General features: G+C 58.8%; 25 protein-coding genes and 1 pseudogene. 18 read left to right on the top strand and 8 right to left on the bottom strand.

Annotated features, from left to right (window positions below; translation table 11 throughout):
- The first annotated feature begins 28 nt into the window (after positions 1–28).
- The 6 genes from AB4N43_RS09010 (at position 29) to rluB (ending at position 5,117) form a co-directional block, all read left to right on the top strand.
- Positions 29–892 (top strand): PHP domain-containing protein, encoded by an 864-nt coding sequence (locus tag AB4N43_RS09010; protein WP_027922304.1) that lies wholly within the window; start codon positions 29–31, stop codon positions 890–892.
- A 13-nt stretch (positions 893–905) separates the two neighbouring features.
- Entirely contained in the window at positions 906–1,535 is a 630-nt protein-coding gene (locus tag AB4N43_RS09005; protein ID WP_032833461.1) for an L-threonylcarbamoyladenylate synthase, read from the top strand.
- Positions 1,536–2,357, top strand: coding sequence for a segregation and condensation protein A (locus tag AB4N43_RS09000; RefSeq protein ID WP_027922306.1), 822 nt, complete (start codon positions 1,536–1,538; stop codon positions 2,355–2,357).
- A gap of 11 nt (positions 2,358–2,368) precedes the next feature.
- Positions 2,369–3,334 carry an SMC-Scp complex subunit ScpB gene (gene scpB, locus AB4N43_RS08995; RefSeq protein WP_059181397.1) on the top strand — a complete coding sequence of 322 codons (966 nt, stop codon included), beginning with the start codon at positions 2,369–2,371 and terminating at the stop codon, positions 3,332–3,334.
- 147 nt (positions 3,335–3,481) lie between these two features.
- Entirely contained in the window at positions 3,482–3,673 is a 192-nt protein-coding gene (locus AB4N43_RS08990; RefSeq protein ID WP_059181396.1) for a DUF1289 domain-containing protein, read from the top strand.
- Positions 3,674–3,830: 157 nt separating this feature from the next.
- Entirely contained in the window at positions 3,831–5,117 is a 1,287-nt protein-coding gene (gene rluB / locus AB4N43_RS08985) for a 23S rRNA pseudouridine(2605) synthase RluB (RefSeq protein WP_027922309.1), read from the top strand.
- Positions 5,118–5,269: 152 nt separating this feature from the next.
- On the opposite strand, the gene AB4N43_RS08980 is transcribed toward rluB, so the two are convergent.
- Together AB4N43_RS08980 and AB4N43_RS08975 are read right to left on the bottom strand one after the other, a co-directional pair.
- The gene (locus AB4N43_RS08980; protein ID WP_460153805.1) at positions 5,270–6,235 is read right to left on the bottom strand and encodes a M29 family metallopeptidase; all 966 of its coding nucleotides are present in this window, start codon (positions 6,233–6,235) and stop codon (positions 5,270–5,272) included.
- Positions 6,236–6,304: 69 nt separating this feature from the next.
- Positions 6,305–6,442, bottom strand: a complete 138-nt coding sequence (locus tag AB4N43_RS08975; RefSeq protein WP_027922311.1) for a hypothetical protein — start codon at positions 6,440–6,442, stop codon at positions 6,305–6,307.
- 810 nt (positions 6,443–7,252) lie between these two features.
- Between AB4N43_RS08975 and AB4N43_RS08970 the strand changes: the two genes are divergently transcribed.
- Complete coding sequence (locus AB4N43_RS08970; RefSeq protein WP_460153803.1) at positions 7,253–8,665, top strand: amino acid permease; 1,413 nt, start codon at positions 7,253–7,255, stop codon at positions 8,663–8,665.
- 127 nt (positions 8,666–8,792) lie between these two features.
- Complete coding sequence (gene arfB, locus AB4N43_RS08965; RefSeq protein WP_008010994.1) at positions 8,793–9,206, top strand: alternative ribosome rescue aminoacyl-tRNA hydrolase ArfB; 414 nt, start codon at positions 8,793–8,795, stop codon at positions 9,204–9,206.
- Here the strand turns inward: arfB and AB4N43_RS08960 are convergent.
- The 6 genes from AB4N43_RS08960 to phhA all read right to left on the bottom strand — a co-directional run bounded on the left by AB4N43_RS08960 (position 9,203) and on the right by phhA (position 13,551).
- Positions 9,203–10,399, bottom strand: a complete 1,197-nt coding sequence (locus tag AB4N43_RS08960; protein WP_460153801.1) for an MFS transporter — start codon at positions 10,397–10,399, stop codon at positions 9,203–9,205. The two genes, arfB and AB4N43_RS08960, sit on opposite strands and share 4 nt — an antisense overlap.
- A 103-nt stretch (positions 10,400–10,502) precedes the next feature.
- Positions 10,503–10,685 (bottom strand): hypothetical protein, encoded by a 183-nt coding sequence (locus AB4N43_RS08955; protein WP_027922314.1) that lies wholly within the window; start codon positions 10,683–10,685, stop codon positions 10,503–10,505.
- A 77-nt stretch (positions 10,686–10,762) separates the two neighbouring features.
- On the bottom strand, positions 10,763–10,894 hold the full coding sequence (locus AB4N43_RS08950) for a hypothetical protein (protein ID WP_010461912.1): 132 nt from the start codon (positions 10,892–10,894) through the stop codon (positions 10,763–10,765).
- Positions 10,895–11,111: 217 nt separating this feature from the next.
- The gene (locus tag AB4N43_RS08945; protein ID WP_460153798.1) at positions 11,112–12,305 is read right to left on the bottom strand and encodes an amino acid aminotransferase; all 1,194 of its coding nucleotides are present in this window, start codon (positions 12,303–12,305) and stop codon (positions 11,112–11,114) included.
- Positions 12,305–12,661 (bottom strand): 4a-hydroxytetrahydrobiopterin dehydratase, encoded by a 357-nt coding sequence (locus AB4N43_RS08940; RefSeq protein ID WP_027922316.1) that lies wholly within the window; start codon positions 12,659–12,661, stop codon positions 12,305–12,307. Before AB4N43_RS08940 ends, AB4N43_RS08945 begins: the two co-directional genes overlap by 1 nt.
- 104 nt (positions 12,662–12,765) lie before the next feature.
- Positions 12,766–13,551 carry a phenylalanine 4-monooxygenase gene (phhA, locus tag AB4N43_RS08935; protein ID WP_027922317.1) on the bottom strand — a complete coding sequence of 262 codons (786 nt, stop codon included), beginning with the start codon at positions 13,549–13,551 and terminating at the stop codon, positions 12,766–12,768.
- 278 nt (positions 13,552–13,829) lie between these two features.
- On the opposite strand from phhA, the gene AB4N43_RS08930 reads away from it, so the two are divergent.
- The 10 genes and pseudogenes from AB4N43_RS08930 (at position 13,830) to AB4N43_RS08885 (ending at position 23,283) form a co-directional block, all read left to right on the top strand.
- Positions 13,830–15,383 (top strand): sigma-54-dependent phenylalanine hydroxylase transcriptional regulator PhhR, encoded by a 1,554-nt coding sequence (locus AB4N43_RS08930; RefSeq protein ID WP_027922318.1) that lies wholly within the window; start codon positions 13,830–13,832, stop codon positions 15,381–15,383.
- Positions 15,384–15,558: 175 nt separating this feature from the next.
- Positions 15,559–15,726: a periplasmic nitrate reductase, NapE protein gene (locus tag AB4N43_RS08925; RefSeq protein ID WP_027922319.1), complete on the top strand. Its 168-nt coding sequence runs from the start codon at positions 15,559–15,561 to the stop codon at positions 15,724–15,726.
- 39 nt (positions 15,727–15,765) lie between these two features.
- Entirely contained in the window at positions 15,766–16,032 is a 267-nt protein-coding gene (locus AB4N43_RS08920; protein WP_027922320.1) for a chaperone NapD, read from the top strand.
- On the top strand, positions 16,023–18,527 hold the full coding sequence (napA, locus tag AB4N43_RS08915) for a nitrate reductase catalytic subunit NapA (protein WP_194939837.1): 2,505 nt from the start codon (positions 16,023–16,025) through the stop codon (positions 18,525–18,527). Before AB4N43_RS08920 ends, napA begins: the two co-directional genes overlap by 10 nt.
- A gap of 11 nt (positions 18,528–18,538) precedes the next feature.
- Positions 18,539–19,030 carry a nitrate reductase cytochrome c-type subunit gene (locus AB4N43_RS08910; RefSeq protein WP_027922322.1) on the top strand — a complete coding sequence of 164 codons (492 nt, stop codon included), beginning with the start codon at positions 18,539–18,541 and terminating at the stop codon, positions 19,028–19,030.
- A gap of 9 nt (positions 19,031–19,039) precedes the next feature.
- Positions 19,040–19,635 (top strand): annotated as a pseudogene (locus AB4N43_RS08905) (cytochrome c3 family protein).
- Between the two features lie 212 nt (positions 19,636–19,847).
- Positions 19,848–20,588, top strand: a complete 741-nt coding sequence (locus tag AB4N43_RS08900; protein WP_059181392.1) for a flagellar basal body rod protein FlgF — start codon at positions 19,848–19,850, stop codon at positions 20,586–20,588.
- Between the two features lie 45 nt (positions 20,589–20,633).
- Complete coding sequence (flgG, locus tag AB4N43_RS08895; RefSeq protein WP_027922324.1) at positions 20,634–21,419, top strand: flagellar basal-body rod protein FlgG; 786 nt, start codon at positions 20,634–20,636, stop codon at positions 21,417–21,419.
- A gap of 52 nt (positions 21,420–21,471) precedes the next feature.
- A complete protein-coding gene (gene flgH, locus AB4N43_RS08890) occupies positions 21,472–22,167 on the top strand; it encodes a flagellar basal body L-ring protein FlgH (RefSeq protein WP_027922325.1) in 696 nt (231 codons plus the stop codon).
- Between the two features lie 27 nt (positions 22,168–22,194).
- Positions 22,195–23,283: a flagellar basal body P-ring protein FlgI gene (locus AB4N43_RS08885; RefSeq protein ID WP_032833447.1), complete on the top strand. Its 1,089-nt coding sequence runs from the start codon at positions 22,195–22,197 to the stop codon at positions 23,281–23,283.
- Positions 23,284–23,291: the final 8 nt, after the last annotated feature.

Genomic DNA, 23,291 nt, shown 5'->3' with positions numbered 1-23,291 from the left:
GCCAGCTGATTTGAGGTAACAAAGTCCTGTGAATGTTGATTTGCACTGCCATAGCACGGCCTCCGACGGCGCCCTGGCGCCTGCGGTACTGGTTGCGCGTGCGTTCGAGAAAGGCGTGCGAGTCCTGGCCTTGACCGATCACGACACCCTTGAGGGCCTCGATGAGGCCCGCACAGCCGCGACGGCGCTGGGGATGCAACTGGTCAATGGCGTCGAATTGTCCTGCACCTGGGGCGGCGCGACCATTCACGTGTTGGGTTACGGATTTGATGTCACGGCGCCGCCGTTGGTCGAGGCGATCGCAAAATTGCACGATGGCCGTTGGCTACGGTCCGAAGAAATAAGCCGCAAGCTGGCGTTGAAAGGCATGCCGGGAGCGCTGGAAGGTGCCCGCGCCATGCAGCAGGAGCTGGGCGACAGCGGCAACGCGCCGGCCCGTCCGCACTTTGCCGATTGGATGGTGCGTGAAGGGTTTGTAAAGGATCGCGCCGAAGCCTTCCGCAAATGGCTGGGCGCCGGCAAGCTGGGCGACGTCAAGCAACACTGGCCGACCCTCGAAGAAACCGTCGAAACCCTGCGCGCGGCGAAGGCCTGGGTCAGCCTGGCGCATCCCTGGCACTACGATTTCACTCGCAGCAAGCGTCGTCGCCTGATTTCTGACTATATTCAAGCCGGGGGCCACGCGATTGAAGTGGTCAATGGTCATCAGCCCGCCGAACAAGTGGGCAGCCTGGCCATTCTTGCCCGTGAGTTCGGTCTGCTGGTCAGCGCCGGCAGTGATTTTCATGGCCCTGGAGGCTGGTCCGAGATCGGCGAATATCGCCCGCTCCCGGAGGATCTGCCACCACTGTGGTGTCGATTCAAACATGACCCAATTATTGCCGCCGTCTGAACAGGTAGAGAATGTGAGTCAATTTTTCCAGATTCATCCGGAAAACCCGCAAGCGCGCCTGATCAAACAGGCGGTTGAGATCATCCGCAAAGGCGGGGTGGTGATTTATCCCACGGACTCGTCCTACGCCATTGGTTGCCAGATCGGCGACAAGAATGCCGTGGACCGCGTACGCCGTTTACGCGGGCTGGATGACAAACACAACTTTGCGCTGATTTGCAGCGACCTGTCGCAGCTGGGGCTGTTCGCCAAGATCGATACCGGCACGTTCCGTCTGCTCAAGGCGCACCTGCCCGGGCCTTACACCTTTATTCTCAACGCCACCCGCGAAGTGCCGCGTCTGCTGCTGCATCCGAAAAAGCGCACCATCGGCCTGCGAGTACCGAGTCATCCGATTGCGCTGGCCTTGCTGGCCGAACTCGGCGAGCCGCTGATGAGCGTGACCCTGATCATGCCCGGCGACGAAGACCCGTTGAGCGATCCGTACGAAATGCGTCAATTGCTTGAGCATCAGGTGGACTTGATCATCGACGGCGGTTTCGGCGGGATCAAGGCGTCCACCGTGATCGACCTGACCGGCGACGACCCGGAAGTGATCCGTGTCGGTTGCGGCGACCCTGCGCCGTTCATGGCCGAGGCGTAGATGTCTGCAGTAGAACCCGCAGTCGACAGTCAGGCCGGAGCCCAGCAAGAGCTGCCCTTCGCGATGGTGTATGGCCAGGCGGTGCTGGAAATGCCGCTGGACCTGTACATCCCGCCGGATGCGCTCGAGGTCTTTCTCGAGGCCTTCGAAGGCCCGCTCGACCTGCTGCTGTACCTGATTCGCAAACAGAACATCAACATCCTCGACATCCCGGTGGCGGAAATCACTCGCCAATACATGGGCTATGTCGAGCTGATGCAGTCGGTGCGCCTGGAGCTGGCCGCCGAGTACCTGGTGATGGCCGCGATGCTGGCCGAGATCAAGTCGCGGATGCTGTTGCCCCGCGCCGAAACCATCGAAGACGAAGAAGAGGACCCGCGCGCCGAGCTGATCCGCCGCTTGCAGGAATACGAGCGTTTCAAGGCGGCCGCCGAAGGCATCGATGGCCTGACCCGTGTCGGGCGTGACGTGGTGGTGCCCAAGCTGGATGCCCCGGAAGCCCGGGCGCGCAAACTGTTGCCGGATGTGCGCCTGTCTGAATTGCTGTTGTCCATGGCCGAAGTCCTGCGCCGTGGCGACATGTTCGAAAGTCACCAGGTCAGCCGCGAGGCGTTGTCCACCCGCGAGCGCATGAGCGATGTGCTGGATCGGCTCAAGGGCGGAGGTTTCGTGCCCTTTGTCGAGCTGTTCACGGCAGAAGAGGGGCGACTCGGGGTGGTGGTGACCTTTATGGCGATCCTCGAACTGGTCAAGGAATCCTTGGTCGAGCTGGTGCAGAATGAGCCGTTCGCAGCGATCCACGTGCGGGCCCGAGCCGAATAACGAGTTGAATCATGAACCTGACTGAACCCCGCGAGCTGGCGCCACTGCTTGAAGCCTTTCTGTTGGCCTCGGGAAAACCGCAATCGCTTGAACGCCTGTTCGAACTCTTCGAAGAGGGCGAGCGGCCGGAGCCGCCGGTTTTCAAGAAAGCGCTGACGATCCTGGCCAAGTCCTGTGACGGGCGCGCGTTCGAGCTGAAAGAAGTCGCCTCCGGCTATCGCCTGCAAATCCGCGAAAAATTCTCGCCGTGGGTTGGGCGTTTGTGGGAAGAGCGGCCGCAGCGATATTCCCGCGCCATGCTCGAAACCATCGCGCTGATCGCCTATCGCCAGCCGATCACCCGGGGCGAGATCGAAGACGTGCGGGGCGTGGCGGTCAACAGTCAGATCGTCAAGACGCTGATGGAACGCGAGTGGATCCGCATCGTCGGCTACCGCGATGTGCCCGGCAAACCGGCGATGTTCGCGACCACCAAGGCGTTTCTCGATCACTTCAACCTGAAAAACCTCGACGATCTGCCGCCGCTGGCCGAACTGCGCGAGCTGGAACCGGACCCGGTACTCGACTTCGACGATGCGCCCGTGCCTGCCAGCCTGCAAGCGTTGGCGGACGCCAGCGCCGAGCCGGAAGAACCCAAGGAAGAAACCAGTTTCCACACGTTGTTGCTGGAGCTGGACACCATGGAGGAGGGGCTCAAGACCGACTTCGACGATTTGTTGCGCGATGGCGAGATGACTGCGGTTGAGCCTGACATCGACAGTGAACCTCCGGTTGAGCCCGAAGCCGCAGTCGAAACAGAGCCGGAACCGGAGCTCGAAGACGATATTCTGGGCGTCGCTGAAGCTCGCGAAAAACTATTGGCCGCGGTTGCCGCCCTCGAACAACCGAAACCCGAGCCCGAGCTGAGCGACGAAGAAGCCGAAGCCCGGGCGCTCGCCGAAGCCATCGAAGCCGAACGCCGCGAGTTCGACGATTGACGCAATCCCTGAGGTCCATGGAGATCCTTGTGGGAGCGAGCTTGCCAGCGATGAGGGCGTGTCAGTCAACATCATTGCTGCCTGACCCACCGCTATCGCGAGCAAGCTCGCTCCCACAGGGGTTTCGTGTGTATAGAGACATTTGCGATGAGCTCAACCAAAGACCCCTGCATCAACCTCTGCAAATTCACCGACGACATCTGCCTCGGCTGCGGCCGCAGCAAGCGTGAAATCAGGGCCTGGAAGAAACTCGACAAGCTCGACAAACACACCGTTCTCGCTGAAGCATCGCTCAGGTTGATCAAACTCGGCGCCACCGGTCGGCGGAAAAACAAGTAAGTCCGCGTTCATCAGCTAGTCTCTGATGCGCAAATGCCCACATGAGCGTATGATTCGCGACCCTTCGGCGATCCCTTCGCCCAAGTGAACAGATTTACATCGCTTCAGGACCCTCACTTCAGAGCTTCCTGAACAGACCACACCGGGAGGTGCCCAGATGAGTATCAACGACCAGAAAGACGACCAGGAAATCGGCCCAGCAGGCGAAAAACTGCAGAAAGTCCTCGCCCGTATCGGCGTCGGCTCGCGCCGTGACGTAGAAGCCTGGATCAGCCACGGCCGCATCAAGGTCAATGGCAAAGACGCCACGCTCGGTCAGCGTGTCGACATGCATGACGCCATCACCATCGATGGCCGCGTGATCAAGCGCGAAGAAGCCGCCGAGTCGGTACGCCGCGTGATCATGTACAACAAGCCCGACGGTGAAATCTGCACCCGCCTCGACCCGGAAGGCCGTCCGACCGTATTCGACAAGATGCCAAAACCGAAAGAAGGTCGCTGGATCAACATCGGCCGTCTGGACATCAACACCACCGGTCTGCTGATGTTCACCACCGACGGTGAGCTGGCTAACCGCCTGATGCACCCTTCCTACGAAATGGACCGTGAATACGCGGTACGTGTACGTGGCGAAGTCGATGACGAGATGATTGAGCGTCTGAAAGCAGGCGTCGTCCTTGAAGACGGCCCGGCCAAGTTCACCGACATCAAGCAGGCGCCAGGCGGCGAAGGTTTCAACCACTGGTACCACTGCGTGGTGATGGAAGGTCGCAACCGTGAAGTTCGTCGTCTGTGGGAATCCCAGGGCCTGGTGGTCAGCCGTCTGAAGCGCGTGCGCTTCGGTCCGGTGTTCCTCAACTCCGACCTGCCGATGGGCCGCTGGCGCGAAATGAGCCAGTACGAAGTCGACATTCTGAGTGCTGAAGTCGGCCTGACGCCGGTTGCAATGCCGCAGATGAACGCGAAGAGCAAAGACAAGCTCGACCGTATGCAGCGTAAATCGTCGCGTCCGATGGGCAAGACCGAGCGCGTGCGCACCCTGCGTCCAGCGGCCGGTGCACAGCCAACGGTTGCTCCGCGTGATTCCCGTGAGCCGCATTTCGAAGGTGAACGTCCAGCCCGCAAGCCAGCAGCCCCTCGTGCTGATGGCGAGCGCGGTCCACGCACGCCACGTCCGGCCAACGGTCGCACCGAGCGCGGCGAAGGCCGTGGTGCGCCAAGCGGCGGTCGCAGTGATCGCGGTGCTCCGGCAGGTCGCGGTGAGTCGGGTCGCGGTACGCCAGTGGCGGACCGTCCTGCTGATACCAAGCGCCCGGCCAAGCCAGCGCCGAAGAAGCGCCCAGGCATCGTCCTGGTCGACAAGGACGCGCCATCGGGCAAGCGTCGCGGTGCGCCAGCCGGTTCGGGCCAGCGTCCGGGCTTTGGTCGTCGCAAGCCTGAGTAATCGGTAAGCACCCTATAAAAAACGCCATCCCTCGGGATGGCGTTTTTTTTTGCCTGACTGATCGGAATGCCTCAATGGACGCTCTGCGTCCGCTTCGAAAGGAAGCGGGGCGTTCCCGGCTGCATACCCACGCGGAGCGTGGGAACGATCATTTAGAACACAAACCGCCCATCAAACACCGGCTCATCATCCAACGCCAACACGCCACCGGAGAAGATCAAATCCAGATGATGGCTGCCCTTGGCGCCACCGCCCAACCCAAGGTGCAGCCCGCAATGGCGCTCCTCGAACCCGGCATTGCGCGCATACAAGGCTTTCACCCCCTCATTGGTGCCAATCCCCAGTTCTTCAATCATGCGATTCGACGGATTGGCCTCCAGGTATTGATTGAAGTCATGTTCCAGCCCCGGAACATCGGTGGCGATTTTATGGATGGTCGAGTTCTCGATCCATAACTCCAGCGGTGATTCCAATACGCCATATTTGCGCGCAAACGGAATTGTACTGAGAAAAGTCCCCATGAACTTCACACGCCCATTAATCGCTTCGCTGTGCGTGGCGATTTCACCGGGTGCCAGATCAAAGTTGCCGACACCGTTGATGTCAGTCCACTTTTTAATGCTGTTCAGCGGAGCGTCAAACCAGGAACCGTGTTCATCTTTGAAACTTAACGTCTTGGCCTGGGACAGGCGCTGGATCAAGTGGCTGTTCAGCCCGGCAATGCGTTGGGGGGTGACACTGAAGGTGTCGTAGAAGTAATCACCATAATCCTTGAATAGCAGGGATTTCTTCCAGTTCTCGGCCATCACCCCTTGCAGTGCGCGGACAAATTCCGGGCCTTCGGGGCGTGGGTTGGGCAGCGTGGAAGAGTCGTAGAAGAAAATGTACAGATCGCTGTCGGCAATGGCCTGGGCCAGCAAAGCCGTGGGTTCCAGATCAAGGCGTAGCGTGTTGAAACGGAAGGGTTGGCGGCCACCGGCGTGTTCGGCAATGGCGCCGGTCAGCGCCTCGTAATCGGCGGTGTGGCCAAGCAAGACCTTCGCCGGGTTGATGCCGGCAAGGGCCGGGTGTTGTTCGAGGTAGTAGAGAAAATGGGTAATGGCGCGATGCTTGTCCATGGTGTCCTCCGTGACGAACCGGGAAAAAGTGGCAGGCACAACCGGCCGGATTACGCCTGCCGGGAGGTCTTACAGAGGCCACATCGCCGTGCCGAACGGAACGACCGCGTCGGCTTGCATCATTTCTACGGCGGCTTCATGGGTCGGTGCTTCAAACCATTCGTCCAGTTGAAGTTCAGTTTCCAAGTCGTTGTCCAGTGCTTGCATGGTGAAACTCCTTAATGACTTTTGAGTAGAAACAACTTGCCGGTCGATGCGGCTCGGCAAGTCGCTGCAAACCTAGTTGAGGGATTTTTAGAATGCAAAAAAATAATCAAATAAGATTTTCATTGAACTGTTTGGTTTGTTTTTTTAATCATTATTTATTAATAAAAAACAAAAACTAACTCGGCTTTTTCCTTAGGAAGCTTCCTATCGTCAATTTGCAGTCGTCCTACAGATAAATCCGATTCGGAAAATAATCGTTACGCCTTGTAAAGAAATGCTGACGAAATTTCGCCTGAAACCCTGTGGGTTGACGCTTGCGGAGCGGGTGTAAGGAAAACCTGCCGAAATCAATCCGCTCGACCATCGCCCAAGGCTCTGGCCCGCTTGTTTCAGCGGCGCAGGAAGGGTCAGATGCGTCCCATGCCTGTCGTGCAGGTGCATAACAAGAAGGAGGCGCAATGTACGCCGTGATTCAAACCCATCTCTCCCCGTGGGGCGATTTTTCAATCGTTCCCGTCGATGGCCCGCAAGGGTCTGACTCTCTATTTGCAGCCGCCCGGGACACCCGGGGCGGACACCGGCAATCCCGGCTTACAACACGCTGATCCAGCGGGTCTGGCAGCAGGGGGTTAGCGGTGTACAATGCGCCGCGTTTTACCTGTGACCTCCTGCGCAAATGCGCAAACTTCAAGGCTATCCGCCTTGTTCACTCCGCCACGCCACGAGTGTGCCGGGTTCGATTTCGTCACAGATAAAAACAAACAGGTGACGCATGAACGTTGTAACGATGCAGAACGTGAGACCCTTTTCATGAGTGGACAAAACTCGCAGTCAGGCGAGCTGAAGCGCGGCCTGAAAAATCGCCACATTCAATTGATCGCCCTCGGTGGCGCGATCGGTACCGGTTTGTTCCTCGGCTCGGCCGGGGTCCTGAAATCCGCTGGCCCGTCGATGATCCTCGGCTACGCCATCTGCGGCTTCATCGCGTTCATGATCATGCGCCAGCTCGGCGAAATGATCGTTGAAGAGCCGGTCGCCGGTTCGTTCAGCCACTTCGCGCACAAATACTGGGGCGGTTTCGCCGGCTTCCTGTCGGGCTGGAACTGCTGGATCCTGTACATCCTGGTGGGCATGTCGGAGTTGACCGCGGTCGGCAAATACATCCACTACTGGGCGCCGGACATCCCGACCTGGGTCTCGGCTGCGGGGTTCTTCGTCTTGATCAACCTGATCAACCTGGCCAACGTCAAAGTCTTTGGCGAGGCCGAGTTCTGGTTTGCGATCATCAAGGTTGTGGCCATTGTCGGCATGATTGCCCTGGGCAGCTATTTGCTGGTCAGCGGTAACGGCGGCCCGCAAGCGTCGGTCAGCAACCTGTGGTCCCACGGTGGTTTCTTCCCGAACGGTGTCAGTGGTCTGGTGATGGCCATGGCGATCATCATGTTCTCCTTCGGCGGTCTGGAAATGCTCGGTTTCACCGCTGCAGAAGCCGACAAGCCGAAAACCGTGATCCCGAAAGCCATCAACCAGGTGATCTACCGGATCCTGATTTTCTACATCGGCGCGCTGGTCATTCTGTTGTCGCTGACGCCATGGGACAGCCTGCTGTCGACCTTGAACGCGTCGGGTGATTCCTACAGCGGCAGCCCGTTCGTGCAAGTGTTCTCGATGCTCGGCAGCAACACCGCCGCGCACATCCTCAACTTCGTGGTACTGACTGCGGCGTTGTCGGTGTACAACAGCGGCACCTACTGCAACAGCCGCATGCTGTTGGGCATGGCCGAGCAGGGTGATGCGCCAAAGGCCTTGTCGAAGATCGACAAGCGTGGCGTGCCGGTGCGTTCGATCCTCGCTTCGGCGGCGGTGACGCTGATTGCCGTTCTGTTGAACTACCTGATCCCGCAAAACGCGCTGGAGCTGCTGATGTCGCTGGTGGTTGCGACCCTGGTGATCAACTGGGCGATGATCAGCTTTTCGCACTTCAAGTTCCGTCAGCACATGAACAAGACCAAGCAAACGCCGCTGTTCAAGGCGCTGTGGTACCCGTACGGGAACTACATCTGCCTGGCGTTCGTGGTGTTCATCCTGTGCGTGATGCTGCTGATTCCGGGGATCCAGATCTCGGTGTACGCGATTCCGGTGTGGGTCGTGTTCATGTGGATCTGCTACGGCATCAAGAACAAGCGCAGTGCGCAGCATGCGTTGCAGGCTTCAGTGAAGTAACGCGGTACGCAACAACAACAAACCCGGCCAAGTGCCGGGTTTTTTGTGCGCGCTATAAAACCTGTGAGAGCGTATTCCTTCTTTCCATTCGCGGTATCCTGCGCACTCTGAATACGGACGTTTTTCCATGCTGGTGATTTCCAACAACGTGCATCTGCCGGATGCCGAGATCGAGTTGACGGCCATTCGCGCGCAAGGCGCCGGCGGGCAGAACGTCAACAAGGTCTCCAGCGCCGTGCACCTGCGCTTCGACATTCCGGCCTCGTCCTTGCCCGAGTTTTACAAGGAACGGTTGCTGGCGCTGCGCGACAGCCGCATCACCAGCGAAGGGGTGTTGATCATCAAGGCCCAACAGTACCGCACGCAGGAGGCCAATCGCGCCGATGCGCTGGAGCGCTTGACCGAGCTGATCCTCAGCGCGACCAAGGTCGAAAAGAAGCGTCGCCCGACCAAGCCAACGCTGGGTTCAAAAAAACGTCGGCTCGAATCCAAGACAAAGCGCGGCAGCATCAAGGCCGGGCGCGGCAAGGTCGACTTTTAACGCGCCCGCGCTTCGCGTTGTTTAGGTGCTTGCCGGTACAAGTACACACTCAATGCCAAACCGCTCAGCGCGGCCATCGCGGCAAACAGGAAGATCGAAGCAAAACCAAACCCGGCCGCAATGGCACCGGCCAATGGCCCGGTAATCCCCAGCGACAAATCAATGAACAACGAATAAGCCCCGACCGCGGCACCACGACTGGAAGCTGGCACCAGGTTGACCGCTTCCACGCCGAGCGCCGGGAACACCAGCGAAAATCCGAAACCGCTCAGCGCCGCACCGGCCAGTGCCCAATGGGCATCAGGCGCCAGCCACAGCAGCAGCAACCCCAAAGTTTCCACCGACAGACAGGCGATCGCCACGCGAAATCCGCCGAGGCGGTTGATCAGGTTGCCGAACAGCAGGCGCGCGCCGATGAAACTGGCGCCGAACAAGCTCAGGCACAACACCGCGTTGTCCCAGTGTTGCGTGGTGTAATACAAGGTGATGAAGGTGGCGATGGTGCCGAAGCCGATGGAGCCCAGTGCCAGGCCGCAACCGTGTGGCAGCACCCGACCCAGCACATGCATGAACGGCAAACGTTCACCGACCACAATCGGCGCGGCAGTTTTTGGCCAGGCCAGTGCCAGGCCCAGCACGGCCAACAGCACGATGCTCACGCCCATGCTCCACAAGCCCAACTGATGAACCAACAGCACCCCCAGCGGCGCGCCGACGGCCAGTGCGCCGTAACTGGCGATGCCGTTCCAGGAAATCACCTTGGCAGTGTTGGCCGCGCCGACCCGGCCGATGCCCCAGCCAATCGATCCGGAGCCGACCAGGCTTTCCGCGCTGCCGAGCACCAGACGGCCAATCAACAGGCTGATCAGGCTCACGGTCGGCAGGCTCTGCGTCCAGGCCGAAATCAGCATGAACACACCGCTCAAGCCGCAGCCGGCCAGTCCGTACATCACCGCCAGTTTGCTGCCCTTGTTGTCGATGATTTTCCCGGCATAAGGCCGGCTGAGCAGGGTGGCCAGGTATTGCACGCTGATCACCAGCCCGGCGATCACCGCGCCGAAGCCGAGGTCACTGTGGACATAGCCGGGCAATACGGCCAGGGGAATGCCGATATTCAGGTAGCCGATGAAGGTAAACAGAACGATGGAAACAACTTGCAGCGTGACCGCCAGGGGGCGCTGGTTTTCAGGCATGGGTAAAGGTCCACGGGAAAGCAGGATAGATAGGCTGCTTATGATAACGGCGCGAGCGCTCGCGGGTCGTGGAAAAAGTAAAACTATTTGCCAGCGGGCTGAATCAGGGCTTGGCGGGGGCCACCAGTTGCGTCGTGACCAGGGCGGCCAAGGCGTTTTCTTGAGTACCGAAGCGGGCGAGCAGTGCGGCTTGTTTCTCGGGGGAGAGACGGTTCCAGATCTCGATCATCTTCTCGGCGGTGCCGATCAGGACGCTGGCCTGGCTCTCATTGAATTCGTCGGTCATGGTGCGTAGCTCAAGGGTTCAGGCGGTGTGGAAAGCGCATGTTAGCGCTTTCCACACGGTCTGGCATTGCAGGTGTTTCAGTCTTCGCTGTCGGCCTGGCGGCGTTCAGTGGCTTCTTTGGGCTCGGGCTGTTGGGCGCCGGCTTGTTGCGTGGTTGTCTGCTCAGTTTCGTGCAGGCTTGGGAAGGGGAGATTAGGGATCTCGTGCATGTTTCGCGCTCCTCGCAAAGTCTGTTGATAGATCTGGTAGATCCGCGCTTATACAAAGCTTGGGCAGGATACAGCACTGAAAATGACAAATAGACTTTTATATCCATTTGTTTCGACGGATGGGGTTGTCTAGACAGGTCTGGAAGAGGGAACAACACAAAGCAACTGTGGGAGCGAGCAAGCTCGCTCCCACAGGGGACGGTGCAGGTACTTGGGGTTACTTGCAGACTTCAGCAATCGCTTCAGCCAGCAAATCCAGACGCGTTGCATCAATCCCCGCCACGTTGGCCCGGCCGGAGTTGACCATGTACACGCTGTGATGATCGCGCAGCTGTTTAACCTGCGCCGCCGTCAAACCGGTGTACGAGAACATTCCGCGCTGCACGCCAATGTGCGCAAAACGCTCGCGCAAACCATACGGTTCCAGCGCTTCAACCAGGCCACTGCGCAACTGGGCAATGCGCAAGCGCATGGCTTCCACTTCGTCGGCCCAGAGGCTTTTCAGCTCAGGGTCGCCAAGAATCGTTGCGACCACGGCGGCACCGTGATCCGGCGGGGTCGACCATAGGTTACGGGCGATGTTGGCCAGCTGGCTGCGGATGTCCACCAGCTTGTCAGCGGTTTTCGCGCAGACAATCAGTGCGCCAGTGCGGTCGCGGTACAAGCCGAAATTCTTCGAGCAGGAACTGGTGATCAGCACTTCCGGCAACGCGTCTGCGAACAGACGGGTCGACCAGGCATCCTGTTCCAGGCCATCGCCGAAGCCCTGGTAGGCGAAGTCGATCAATGGCAGCAGATCGCGACTGCGCACCACGTCCAGCACTCGGCGCCAGTCGTCATGGGGCAGATCGAAACCGGTCGGGTTGTGGCAGCAGGCGTGCAGCAACACCACGTCGCCCTTCGGTGCTTCGCTCAGTACCGCGAGCATGGCGTCGACATCGAGGCGGTTGTCGCTGCCCACGTACGGGTAATGACTGACCTTGACCCCGGCCGCCGCGAAAATCGTTTCGTGGATTGGCCAGGTCGGGTTGCTCAGCCACACGCCACGGCCCGGCAGGCACTGGGCGATAAAGTCGGCGCTCAAGCGCAATGCGCCGGTGCCGCCCGGTGTCTGGGTCGCGCCGGCGCGTTGACCGGCGATCAGCGCGGAGTCCGCACCGAGCACCAGCTCACTGATGGCTTTGCCGAAGGCCGGTTCGCCGTGACCACCGATGTAGGTCTTGGTGGTCTGGCGATCCACCAGACGCTGCTCGGCCAGCTTCACCGACTGCGGAATCGGCGTCAGGCCCTGGGCATCTTTATAGACGCCCACGCCGAGGTCGAATTTGCGCGGGTTCGGGTCCTGCGCATAGGCTTCCATCAAGCCGAGAATCGGATCACCGGGTACTCGACCTATGGCGTCGAAATGCATTATTTACGGCCCTCGGCGTCCTTGGCCACTTCGTCAGTGCGCGCGGCCATGATGAAGTCGTTGCGGTGCAAGCCCTTGATGGAGTGACTCCACCAGGTGACGGTGACTTTGCCCCATTCGGTCAGCAGGCCCGGGTGGTGACCTTCGGCCTCGGAGATTTCACCGACGGCGTTGGTGAACGCCAGCGCGTGCTTGAAGTTTTTGAACAGGAACAGCTTTTCCAGCTGCATGACGCCGTCGCGGACTTCGATGTTCCAGTCCGGGATCTGCTTGATCAGGATCGGCAATTCCTCGTCGCTGACCTGAGGGGCGTCGGCGCGGCAGGCTTCGCAGTGGGCTTGGTTCAATGTGGACATGTTGAATTCCTGAAATCAAATAATTGGAAATCGGCCGTCAGTCACTCCACGCTAAACCAAAGCGTCGGTTCCTGACAGGCTCACTTGTTTCTAAAAGCAGCGGATCACGCTGCCTTTGGCGGAAATTTCGGGGTGTGCAAGCCCAACTGCATGCCTTGTTTGACCATGCTCATGATGTCTTCATGGGCCACATCAAACAGACGCTTGAGGTTCGGCAAGACAAAGTACAGCGGTTGCAGGATGTCGATGCGATACGGCGTGCGCATGCATTCCAGCGGATCGAACGCCTGATGCTCAGGTTCGTTCGACAGGCAGTAAACGGTTTCTTTTGGCGAAGAAAGAATGCCGCCGCCGTAAATGCGCAGGCCTTCGGCGGTATCGACCAGGCCGAACTCGATGGTCATCCAGTACAGGCGCGCCAGGTACACGCGTTCTTCCTTGGTCGCTTGCAGGCCAAGTTTGCCGTAGGTGTGGGTGAATTCAGCGAACCAGGGGTTGGTCAGCAGAGGGCAGTGACCAAAGATCTCGTGGAAAATGTCCGGCTCTTGCAGGTAATCCAGCTCTTCGCGGGTACGAATAAACGTTGCCACGGGAAACTGCTTGTTGGCCAGCAATTCGAAAAACGTCTGGAAGGGGATCAGCGCCGGGACTCGGGCCACTTGCCAACCGGTGGTTTCACCGAGGACTTTGTTGATTTCACCGAGTTGCGGAATGCGGTCGTGGGGCAGACCGAGTTTTTCGATACCGTCCAGGTATTCCTGGCACGCACGGCCCTCGATCACTTTCAGTTGACGAGTGATCAGCGTGTTCCACACCGCATGTTCTTCAGCGGGGTAGTCGATAAAACCTTGCGCATCGGGCTCGCGAGCCACGTACTGCGTCTGCTTCATGCTGCTCTCCTGCGAGGGATTTCGTTCTTGTTATGTGCTGCTATGGACCTAGAAATACCCCAAGGCGTGCGGCGTTGCAGCAGGTGTCCGGCACTCCTTGTAGGAAAATTCGCCGTTTTTCGTAAAGTATTCGTTACGCTTTGACGGCTATGGCGCAGCTATTGAGATTTGCGGGTTTGAAATGGCGTCCAGGTGTCACATAATCTTGACGACTAACTTGGCGCCCGCGCAGAAAATTTGCGCATGGGACCTCGATTCCCCTTTCTTCGGGCCTTTATATGCGTATCAAAGTCCACTGCCAGAACCGCATCGGCATCCTGCGCGACATTCTCAACTTGCTGGTGGAGTACGGAATCAACGTCGCCCGTGGTGAGGTCGGCGGTGAGCATGGCAATGCGATCTACCTGCATTGCCCGAACCTGATCAACATTCAGTTCCAGGCCCTGCGCCCGAAATTCGAATCGATTGCCGGTGTATTCGGCGTCAAGCGGGTAGGGCTGATGCCCAGCGAGCGTCGGCACATGGAGCTCAATGCCTTGCTCGGCGCCCTGGAGTTTCCGGTGCTGTCGATCGACATGGGCGGCTCCATCGTCGCGGCTAACCGGGCGGCGGCGCAGTTGCTCGGGGTGCGGGTGGACGAGGTGCCGGGGATTCCGCTGTCGCGTTACGCCGAGGATTTTGATTTGCCGGAACTGGTGCGTGCCAACAAGTCGCGCATCAACGGGCTGCGGGTCAAGGTCAAGGGTGACGTGTTTCTGGCTGACATCGCGCCGCTGCAATCCGAGCATGACGACAGCGAAGCCATGGCCGGTGCCGTCCTGACGCTGCACCGCGCTGATCGGGTGGGGGAGCGCATCTATAACGTACGCAAGCAGGAACTGCGTGGGTTCGACAGCATCTTCCAAAGTTCGAAAGTCATGGCCGCGGTGGTGCGCGAAGCGCGGCGCATGGCACCGCTGGATGCACCGCTATTAATAGAAGGCGAAACCGGTACCGGTAAAGAATTGCTGGCCCGCGCCTGCCACCTCGCCAGCCCACGCGGGCAGTCGCCGTTAATGGCGCTCAATTGTGCCGGTTTGCCGGAGTCGATGGCCGAGACCGAATTGTTTGGCTACGGCCCCGGCGCCTTCGAAGGTGCACGCGCCGAAGGCAAGCTTGGTCTGCTGGAACTGACGGCGGGCGGAACGCTGTTTCTTGATGGCGTGGGCGAAATGAGCCCGCGCTTGCAGGTGAAGTTGCTGCGCTTTTTGCAGGACGGTTGCTTCCGTCGTGTCGGCAGTGATGAAGAGGTGTATCTGGATGTGCGGGTGATCTGCGCCACCCAGGTGGATTTGTCCGAGCTGTGCGCGCGGGGTGAGTTTCGCCAGGATTTGTATCACCGCTTGAACGTGCTCTCGCTGCACATTCCGCCACTGCGTGAATGCCTCGATGGGTTAACGCCGTTGGTGGAGCACTTCCTCGATCAGGCCAGCCGGCAGATCGGTTGCCCGCTGCCGAAGCTGGCACCGGCGGCGATGGAGCGGCTCAGTCATTACCATTGGCCGGGTAATGTCCGGCAATTGGAAAATGTGTTGTTCCAGGCGGTTTCGTTGTGCGAAGGCGGGACGGTCAAGGCCGAGCATATTCGTCTGCCGGATTACGGTGTGCGTCAGCCGCTTGGCGATTTCTCGCTGGAGGGCGGGCTTGACGAGATCGTCGGACGGTTCGAGAAAGCGGTGTTGGAGCGGCTGTATTCCGAGCATGCCAGTAGTCGGCTGTTAGGTAAGCGCCTGGGGGTCTCTCACACCACCATTGCCAATAAGTTGCGTGACTATGAAATTGGCAAGACGTGAGCAGTAACGTTATCCAGCGCCGAATCAATAAACAAGAATACTGAGTTGGAGTCAGTCATTCACTGGCGCTTCAAAATGCCACTTGAAGCGCTACCGTCATGCCGTTGATCTGAATCGTGGAATTTGCCAGGCAAGCCATCTAGGCTCATTTCAAAGTTCGGCAGGAGCGATAACCATGCCATCAACGGATGACTCTACCCAGCAAGTCCGCAAAGAAACTCGCCTGTTCTTTTTTCTGATTGTTGTCCTCTTTCCATTGCTCTCGGTGGCGATAGTGGGTGGTTACGGATTTTTTGTCTGGTTTCTGCAAATGCTGCTCGGCCCTCCTGGTTCACCTCATTGATCGCGGTCCATCTTCAGCATAAGAAGAGGAGTACAGGTCATGGCAGAAACGCTCCATATTGCCAGTCTCGTGGTACTGGCCCGTCCTGAGTTGTTCGAGGCGGTGAAAGCCAACTTGCGTTTACTCACAGGCGTTGAACTGCATCACGAAAGCCCCGTCGGCAAGCTGGTGGTTGTGCTGGAAATGGAAGAAGAAAGCGAAATTTCCAAGCGAATCACTCAGATCAACGGTTTGCCTGGAGTACTCAATGCAGCCCTCGTTTATCACGAGATTCTCGATGTGACGGGAGAAAGTACATGCCAATGACTCGGCGCGAGTTTGTCAAAGCCCAGGCGGCCGGGATTGCTGCAGCGGCGGCGGGGCTTCCGGTGTTTACGTCTGCCAGCAACCTGATCACTGAAGAAGACCGTGTCACCATGGACTGGAATAAAGCCCCTTGCCGCTTTTGCGGTACCGGGTGCAGCGTCATGGTGGCGACCAAGGACAATCGAGTGGTCGCGACTCATGGTGATGTGAAAGCCGAGGTCAATCGCGGTTTGAACTGCGTCAAGGGTTACTTCTTGTCGAAGATCATGTATGGCGTTGATCGACTGACTCAGCCGCTGTTGCGCATGACTAACGGGCACTATGACAAACAGGGCGAGTTTCAGCCGGTGTCCTGGAGCCAGGCGTTTGATGTCATGGAGTTAAAGTTTAAGGAAGCGATAAAAAACAAGGGTTCCGAGTCTGTCGCCATGTTCGGTTCCGGTCAGTGGACCATTTGGGAAGGGTACGCGGCCAACAAGTTGATGAAGGCGGGATTTCGCTCCAATAACATTGATCCTAATGCGCGTCATTGCATGGCCTCTGCGGTCATGGGGTTTATGCGTACGTTCGGTATCGATGAGCCGATGGGGTGTTATGACGATATTGAGGTTACTGACGCGTTTGTGCTGTGGGGTTCAAACATGGCGGAGATGCATCCGATTCTTTGGAGTCGGGTCGCAGATCGCCGGTTAAGCCAGCCCAGCGTCAAGGTTGCGGTGCTGTCGACTTTCGAGCATCGCAGTTTTGAGTTAGCCGACATCCCCATGGTGTTCAAGCCCCAGACGGACCTGTTTATCCTCAACTACATTGCCAACCACATCATCGAAAGTGGCTCGGTCAACAAAGACTTTGTCAGCAAATACACCCGCTTCGCCAAAGGAACGGATGACATCGGCTATGGCTTGCGTCCCGATAATCCGCTGGAGATGAAGGCCCGCAATGCCGCCAAGGCGAACACCTGGAGCGATATCGACTTTGAGCAGTACGCCGCTTTCGTAAAACCCTACACCCTTGAACGTACCGCCAAGGAAACCGGTGTGCCAGCCGAGCGCCTCAAGGCATTGGCCGAGTTGTATGCCGACCCCAAGCGCAAGGTGGTTTCATTCTGGACCATGGGTTTTAACCAGCACACGCGCGGCGTATGGGCCAATAACCTGATTTACAATATTCACCTGCTGACCGGGAAAATCAGTGAGCCGGGCAACAGCCCTTTCTCCCTGACGGGCCAACCCTCAGCCTGCGGGACGGCACGCGAAGTGGGAACATTCTCCCATCGCTTGCCTGCCGACCTGGTGGTCACCAACCCGGCACATCGCGCCAAGGCAGAGCAAATCTGGAAAGTGCCTCCGGGCACCGTCAATGAGAAGGTCGGTTTCCACGCCGTGCAGCAGAGCCGCATGCTCAAGGATGGCGTGCTCAATGTGTATTGGACGATGGCCAGCAACAACATGCAGGCCGGCCCCAACATCATGCAGGAAGTGTTGCCGGGTTGGCGCAACCCCGAGAATTTTGTGGTGGTTTCGGATGTTTACCCCACTGTCTCTGCCCAGGCGGCCGATCTGATCCTGCCCACCGCCATGTGGGTGGAGAAAGAGGGCGCCTACGGCAATGCTGAGCGCCGTACACAGTTCTGGCATCAATTGGTCTCGGCGCCGGGCGACGCCAAATCGGATCTCTGGCAGTTGGTCGAGTTTTCCAAGCGCTTCAAAACGGACGAGGTCTGGTCTGCGCAGTTGTTGTCCGCCTCACCGGAGTACAAGGGCAAGACCCTGTACGAAGTGTTGTTCAAGAACGGCCAGGTCGATCAGTTCCCGCTTGAACAGATGGAGGCGGGCTATCAAAACGATGAGGCCCGGGATTTTGGTTTTTACCTGCAAAAAGGTCTGTTCGAAGAATATGCCCAATTCGGGCGTGGTCACGGTCATGACCTCGCCCCGTTTGACCGCTACCACACCGAGCGCGGGTTGCGATGGCCCGTCGTGGAGGGCAAGGAAACACGCTGGCGTTTCCGGGAAGGGTATGACCCTTACGTTGAGAAGGGCAGTGGTGTGCAGTTTTATGGCTATCCCGACAAGAAGGCCATCATCTTCGCGCTTCCCTACGAGCCACCGGCGGAATCCCCCGACGCGGAATTTCCATTCTGGTTGAGTACCGGTCGGGTGCTTGAACATTGGCACACCGGCACGATGACTCAGCGGGTCGAGGAACTCTATAAGGCCGTCCCCGACGCGTTGGTCTACATGCATCCGGCCGATGCCAAGGCCTTGAATGCCCGTCGCGGCAGCGAAGTGAAGCTGATCAGCCGACGAGGTGAGATGCGTGCGCGCATTGAAACCCGAGGACGCAACAAACCGCCGCAAGGTTTGGTGTTTGTACCGTTCTTCGATGCCAACCGGCTCATCAACAAAGTCACGCTTGATGCGACGGACCCTATCTCCAAACAAACTGATTACAAAAAATGCGCGATCAGGATTGAGTTGATCAAGACGGCATAAGGAGAGCTCAGATGAAGCGTCGTTCGCTGTCCTTGCTTGCCGCGCTGCTGCTATGGATGCCAGCGGCATTCCCGGCAGAGCCCGGTTACCCGCTGGATGCGCCTGCGCCGGATGGTCGGCGAATCGGAGGGACGCTGACCCAGGAGTTGCCGGCGCCGCCGATTGCTGATGAAGAGAACAAGGACCTCAAGCGTGAGCGCAATTATCCCGAACAGCCACCCACCATTCCCCACAGCATTGCGGGGTATCACATCGACAAGAACAGTAATAAGTGTCTGTCCTGTCACAGCCGAGCCAACAGCGCACGTACCCAGGCGCCAATGATCAGTATCACTCACTACATGGACCGTGACGGTCAGGCGCTGGCCGCGGTTTCTCCGCGCCGGTATTTCTGCAATCAGTGTCATGTGCCACAAACAGACGTTAAGCCACTGGTGAACAACAGCTTCAAGAACATTGACCAGGTGCTGCAAGACGAAATCAACGGCCAGCAGAAACGATAAGGAGAGGCCATGAAATCCTTGCTCGCCCTGTTCAAAGACTATTGGAGGGTTTTGCGTCGGCCCAGTGTTCATTACAGCCTGGGCTTTCTGACGCTCGGCGGATTTATCGCCGGGGTGATTTTCTGGGGGGGTTCAACACCGCGCTGGAAGCGACCAACACCGAGAAATTCTGCATTTCCTGTCATGAAATGCGCGATAACGTTTTTGTCGAGTTGCAGGACACCATTCACTACACCAATCGCTCTGGCGTACGCGCAACCTGCCCGGACTGTCACGTCCCCCATGAGTGGACGCACAAGATTGCCCGCAAGATGCAGGCGTCCAAAGAAGTGTGGGGGAAAGTGTTCGGAACGATCGATACCCGGGACAAGTTTCTCGATATGCGGCGTGAACTGGCCGAGCACGAGTGGGGGCGACTCAAGGCAAACGACTCCCGAGAGTGCCGCAATTGCCATAACTTCGAATTCATGGACTTCACCCGTCAAGGCAAGCGCGCCGCCAATATGCACTCCACGTCGCTGGCTAGCGGCCAGGCGACCTGTATCGACTGTCATAAGGGCATCGCCCATAAGTTACCCGACATGAGCGGGGTCAAAGGCTGGTAGTCGAATCAGCCCAGGCTTTCACTCCGTTGCCGCCTGGCGGCATATCCGCGCCGGTTTTTCGACTTTGACCCAATCCCCCATTCCCCTCTGAATCCCCTCAAGTCCTTTGTTTGCCGGGCCCGGCGCCGCCAGAAAAAAGTTGGTCTGCAAATTGCTTATCGCTCATCAGTACAGCGGTGGGCGGCAAACGTCCGGCATGCAGAGGAAAGAGTGTGGACAAGTACCTTTATGTGGCAATGACCGGCGCCAGCCAGAATGCACTGGCGCAGAAGGCTCATGCCAACAACCTGGCAAACATCTCCACCAACGGTTTTCAGAAGGACCTGGAACAGGCCCGTTCGATGCCGGTGTTTGGTGACAGCTTTCCGGCGCGTGCGTTTGCGATGACCGAACGCCCGGCCACCGACTTCTCCCCTGGTTCGCTGGTTGAAACCGGTCGTGACCTCGATGTCGCGGTGCAAGGCAGCGGCTGGATTGCCGTGCAGACGCCCGATGGCGCTGAAAGCTATGTGCGCACCGGCAGCCTGAACGTGGACGCCCTCGGCGTATTGCGCGCCGGCAACGGCATGCCGGTGATGGGCAATGGCGGTCCGATCGCCGTGCCGCCCGAGCAGCAAATCGAAGTCGGCGAAGACGGCACCATCAGCATCCGTGCGATGGGCGAAGGCCCGCGTGTGATGGCTGAAGTCGACCGCATCAAACTGGTCAACCCTGACCTGAAGAACATGACCAAAGGCCTGGATGGTTCGATCCACACCAAGGACGGCAAGCCGGCGCAAGCCGACGCCGGCGTCAAACTGGTGTCCGGGTTCCTTGAGTCGAGCAACGTCAACGCCGTGGAAGAGATGACTTCGGTGCTGGCTTTGTCGAAGCAGTTCGAGCTGCACATCAAGATGATGAACACCGCCAAAGACGATGACCAGGCCATGGCTCGGGTCTTGCAGATCAGCTAATTATCAGAACGTCGCGCCGTAAAACAGGCGCACGAGGAGAATCGAATGCTTCCGGCTCTATGGGTTGCCAAAACAGGTCTGTCCGCCCAGGACACCAACCTGACCACTATTTCCAACAACCTGGCCAACGTGTCGACCACGGGTTTCAAACGTGACCGCGCCGAGTTCCAGGACTTGCTCTATCAGATCAAGCGCCAGCCAGGCGCCCAGTCGACCCAGGACAGCGAACTGCCGTCGGGTCTGCAAGTGGGTACCGGTGTGCGCATCGTCGGCACCCAGAAAAACTTCACCGCCGGCAGCCTGCAAACCACCGAACAGCCGCTTGACCTGGCGGTCGACGGTCGCGGTTTCTTCCAGATCCTGCAGCCGGACGGCACCACGTCCTACACCCGTGACGGTACCTTCCACCTCGATTCCAACGGTCAGATCGTGAATGCCAGCGGCTTCGCCCTGGAGCCGGCCATTGTGATTCCGAACGACGCGCAGACCTTCACGGTCGGTCGCGACGGCACCGTGTCCATCACCGTTCCGGGTAACCCGGCCAACCAGGTGATCGGCAACCTGCAAACCGCCGACTTCATAAACCCGGCCGGTCTGCAGGCCGTGGGTAACAACCTGTTCCTGGAAACCGCTGCTTCCGGCGCACCGCAAGTCGGTACTCCGGGCCTGAACGGTTTCGGCACCACGCTGCAGAACACCCTGGAAACGTCCAACGTCAGCACCGTTGAAGAGATGGTCAACATGATCACCACTCAGCGCGCCTACGAGATGAACTCCAAGGTGATCTCCACCGCCGACCAGATGCTCTCGTTCGTAACGCAGAATCTGTAATCAAGTCTATGAGGCGACCATGAGGTCGCCTGCAACACCGTGAGGTAGGGTCATGAATCGCTTTGTATCTGTTCTGGCACTGAGTGGGGCTGTTGTGCTCGCAGGCTGCGTTCCAACGACGCCCAAGCCCAATGACCCGTATTACGCGCCGGTGTTGCCGCGCACGCCGTTGCCGGCTGCCGCGAACAATGGCTCGATTTATCAGGCCGGTTTTGAACAGAACCTGTACAGCGACCGCAAGGCGTTCCGGATCGGTGACATCATCACCATTACCCTGAACGAGAAGACCCAGGCGAGCAAAAACGCCAACTCGCAAATCGACAAGAACAGCAAGACAGGCATCGGCCTGACCTCGTTGTTCGGCTCCTCGCCCAACACCAACAACCCGTTTGGCAGTGGCGACCTGAACCTGAGCGCCAGCTATGAAGGGGACCGTGCGACCAAGGGCGACAGCAAGGCCGCGCAGGGCAACACCCTGACCGGCTCGATCACTGTCACCGTGGCTGATGTGCTGCCCAACGGCATCATCGCGGTACGCGGCGAGAAGTGGATGACCCTCAACACCGGCGATGAGCTGGTGCGGATTGCCGGCCTGGTGCGCGCCGATGACATCGCCACCGACAACACCGTGTCGTCGACCCGCGTCGCCGATGCACGCATCACCTACTCGGGCACCGGTTCGTTTGCCGATGCGAGTCAGCCAGGCTGGTTCGACCGTTTCTTCCTCAGCCCGCTGTTCCCTTTCTAGGTGGCCAGTTTGAATCTTAAACACCTCATGGTGGCCGCCCTGATGCTGTCTGCCGCGTTCAACGCGCAGGCCGAGCGGCTGAAGGATATCGCCAGTATTTCTGGCGTGCGTTCCAACCAATTGATCGGCTACGGCCTGGTGGTCGGGCTTAACGGCACCGGTGACCAGACGACGCAGACGCCTTTCACCCTGCAGACCTTCAACAACATGCTTTCGCAGTTCGGCATCAAGGTGCCGCCGGGTTCGGGCAACGTGCAGTTGAAGAACGTCGCAGCGGTCTCGATCAGTGCCGATTTGCCGGCGTTTGCCAAGCCGGGTCAGCAGGTCGATATCACCGTGTCCTCCATCGGTAACTCCAAGAGCCTGCGCGGCGGCACCTTGCTGCTGACTCCGCTCAAAGGTATCGACGGCAACGTCTACGCCGTCGCTCAGGGCAACCTGGTGGTCGGTGGTTTTGATGCTGAAGGTCGTGACGGTTCGAAGATCACCGTCAACGTTCCGTCGGCCGGTCGTATCCCCGGCGGTGCGTCGGTCGAGCGTTCGGTGCCGAGCGGTTTCAACCAGGGCAACAGCCTGACGCTGAACCTCAACCGTTCGGACTTCACCACCGCCAAACGCATTGTCGACAAGATCAACAACATGCTCGGCCCGGGCGTTGCCCAGGCCATTGACGGCGGTTCGATTCGCGTCAGCGCGCCGCTTGATCCGAGCCAGCGTGTCGACTACCTGTCGATCCTGGAAAACCTTGAAGTCGATCCGGGTCAGGCGGTGGCGAAAGTCATCATCAACTCGCGTACCGGCACCATCGTGATCGGCCAGAACGTCAAGGTGTCACCAGCCGCCGTAACCCACGGCAGCCTGACCGTGACCATCACCGAAGACCCGATTGTCAGCCAGCCCGGCCCTCTGTCCAACGGTCAGACGGCCGTCGTGCCGCGCTCGCGGGTTAACGCACAGCAAGAAGCCAAGCCGATGTTCAAGTTCGGCCCGGGCACCACCCTCGACGAAATCGTCCGTGCGGTGAACCAGGTCGGCGCGGCGCCGGGCGACTTGATGGCGATCCTCGAAGCACTGAAACAGGCTGGCGCATTGCAAGCCGACCTGATCGTGATCTGAGGACGGCT

This window comes from Pseudomonas sp. S2_B07, from assembly GCF_054668435.1.
Note: the sequence above shows the minus strand (reverse complement) of the source record. Positions and strands in the feature narration are given on the sequence as shown.

Excerpts from the sequence above, each read along its gene's own strand:
- AB4N43_RS09000 (WP_027922306.1), top strand. The coding sequence starts at position 1,536 with ATGTCTGCAGTAGAACCCGCAGTCGACAGTCAGGCCGGAGCCCAGCAA.
- scpB (WP_059181397.1), top strand. The coding sequence starts at position 2,369 with ATGAACCTGACTGAACCCCGCGAGCTGGCGCCACTGCTTGAAGCCTTT.
- AB4N43_RS08990 (WP_059181396.1), top strand. The coding sequence starts at position 3,482 with ATGAGCTCAACCAAAGACCCCTGCATCAACCTCTGCAAATTCACCGAC.
- rluB (WP_027922309.1), top strand. The coding sequence starts at position 3,831 with ATGAGTATCAACGACCAGAAAGACGACCAGGAAATCGGCCCAGCAGGC.
- AB4N43_RS08980 (WP_460153805.1), bottom strand. The coding sequence starts at position 6,235 with ATGGACAAGCATCGCGCCATTACCCATTTTCTCTACTACCTCGAACAA.
- AB4N43_RS08975 (WP_027922311.1), bottom strand. The coding sequence starts at position 6,442 with ATGCAAGCACTGGACAACGACTTGGAAACTGAACTTCAACTGGACGAA.
- AB4N43_RS08970 (WP_460153803.1), top strand. The coding sequence starts at position 7,253 with ATGAGTGGACAAAACTCGCAGTCAGGCGAGCTGAAGCGCGGCCTGAAA.
- arfB (WP_008010994.1), top strand. The coding sequence starts at position 8,793 with ATGCTGGTGATTTCCAACAACGTGCATCTGCCGGATGCCGAGATCGAG.
- AB4N43_RS08960 (WP_460153801.1), bottom strand. The coding sequence starts at position 10,399 with ATGCCTGAAAACCAGCGCCCCCTGGCGGTCACGCTGCAAGTTGTTTCC.
- AB4N43_RS08955 (WP_027922314.1), bottom strand. The coding sequence starts at position 10,685 with ATGACCGACGAATTCAATGAGAGCCAGGCCAGCGTCCTGATCGGCACC.
- AB4N43_RS08950 (WP_010461912.1), bottom strand. The coding sequence starts at position 10,894 with ATGCACGAGATCCCTAATCTCCCCTTCCCAAGCCTGCACGAAACTGAG.
- AB4N43_RS08945 (WP_460153798.1), bottom strand. The coding sequence starts at position 12,305 with ATGCATTTCGACGCCATAGGTCGAGTACCCGGTGATCCGATTCTCGGC.
- AB4N43_RS08940 (WP_027922316.1), bottom strand. The coding sequence starts at position 12,661 with ATGTCCACATTGAACCAAGCCCACTGCGAAGCCTGCCGCGCCGACGCC.
- phhA (WP_027922317.1), bottom strand. The coding sequence starts at position 13,551 with ATGAAGCAGACGCAGTACGTGGCTCGCGAGCCCGATGCGCAAGGTTTT.
- AB4N43_RS08930 (WP_027922318.1), top strand. The coding sequence starts at position 13,830 with ATGCGTATCAAAGTCCACTGCCAGAACCGCATCGGCATCCTGCGCGAC.
- AB4N43_RS08925 (WP_027922319.1), top strand. The coding sequence starts at position 15,559 with ATGCCATCAACGGATGACTCTACCCAGCAAGTCCGCAAAGAAACTCGC.
- AB4N43_RS08920 (WP_027922320.1), top strand. The coding sequence starts at position 15,766 with ATGGCAGAAACGCTCCATATTGCCAGTCTCGTGGTACTGGCCCGTCCT.
- napA (WP_194939837.1), top strand. The coding sequence starts at position 16,023 with ATGCCAATGACTCGGCGCGAGTTTGTCAAAGCCCAGGCGGCCGGGATT.
- AB4N43_RS08910 (WP_027922322.1), top strand. The coding sequence starts at position 18,539 with ATGAAGCGTCGTTCGCTGTCCTTGCTTGCCGCGCTGCTGCTATGGATG.
- flgG (WP_027922324.1), top strand. The coding sequence starts at position 20,634 with ATGCTTCCGGCTCTATGGGTTGCCAAAACAGGTCTGTCCGCCCAGGAC.
- flgH (WP_027922325.1), top strand. The coding sequence starts at position 21,472 with ATGAATCGCTTTGTATCTGTTCTGGCACTGAGTGGGGCTGTTGTGCTC.
- AB4N43_RS08885 (WP_032833447.1), top strand. The coding sequence starts at position 22,195 with ATGGTGGCCGCCCTGATGCTGTCTGCCGCGTTCAACGCGCAGGCCGAG.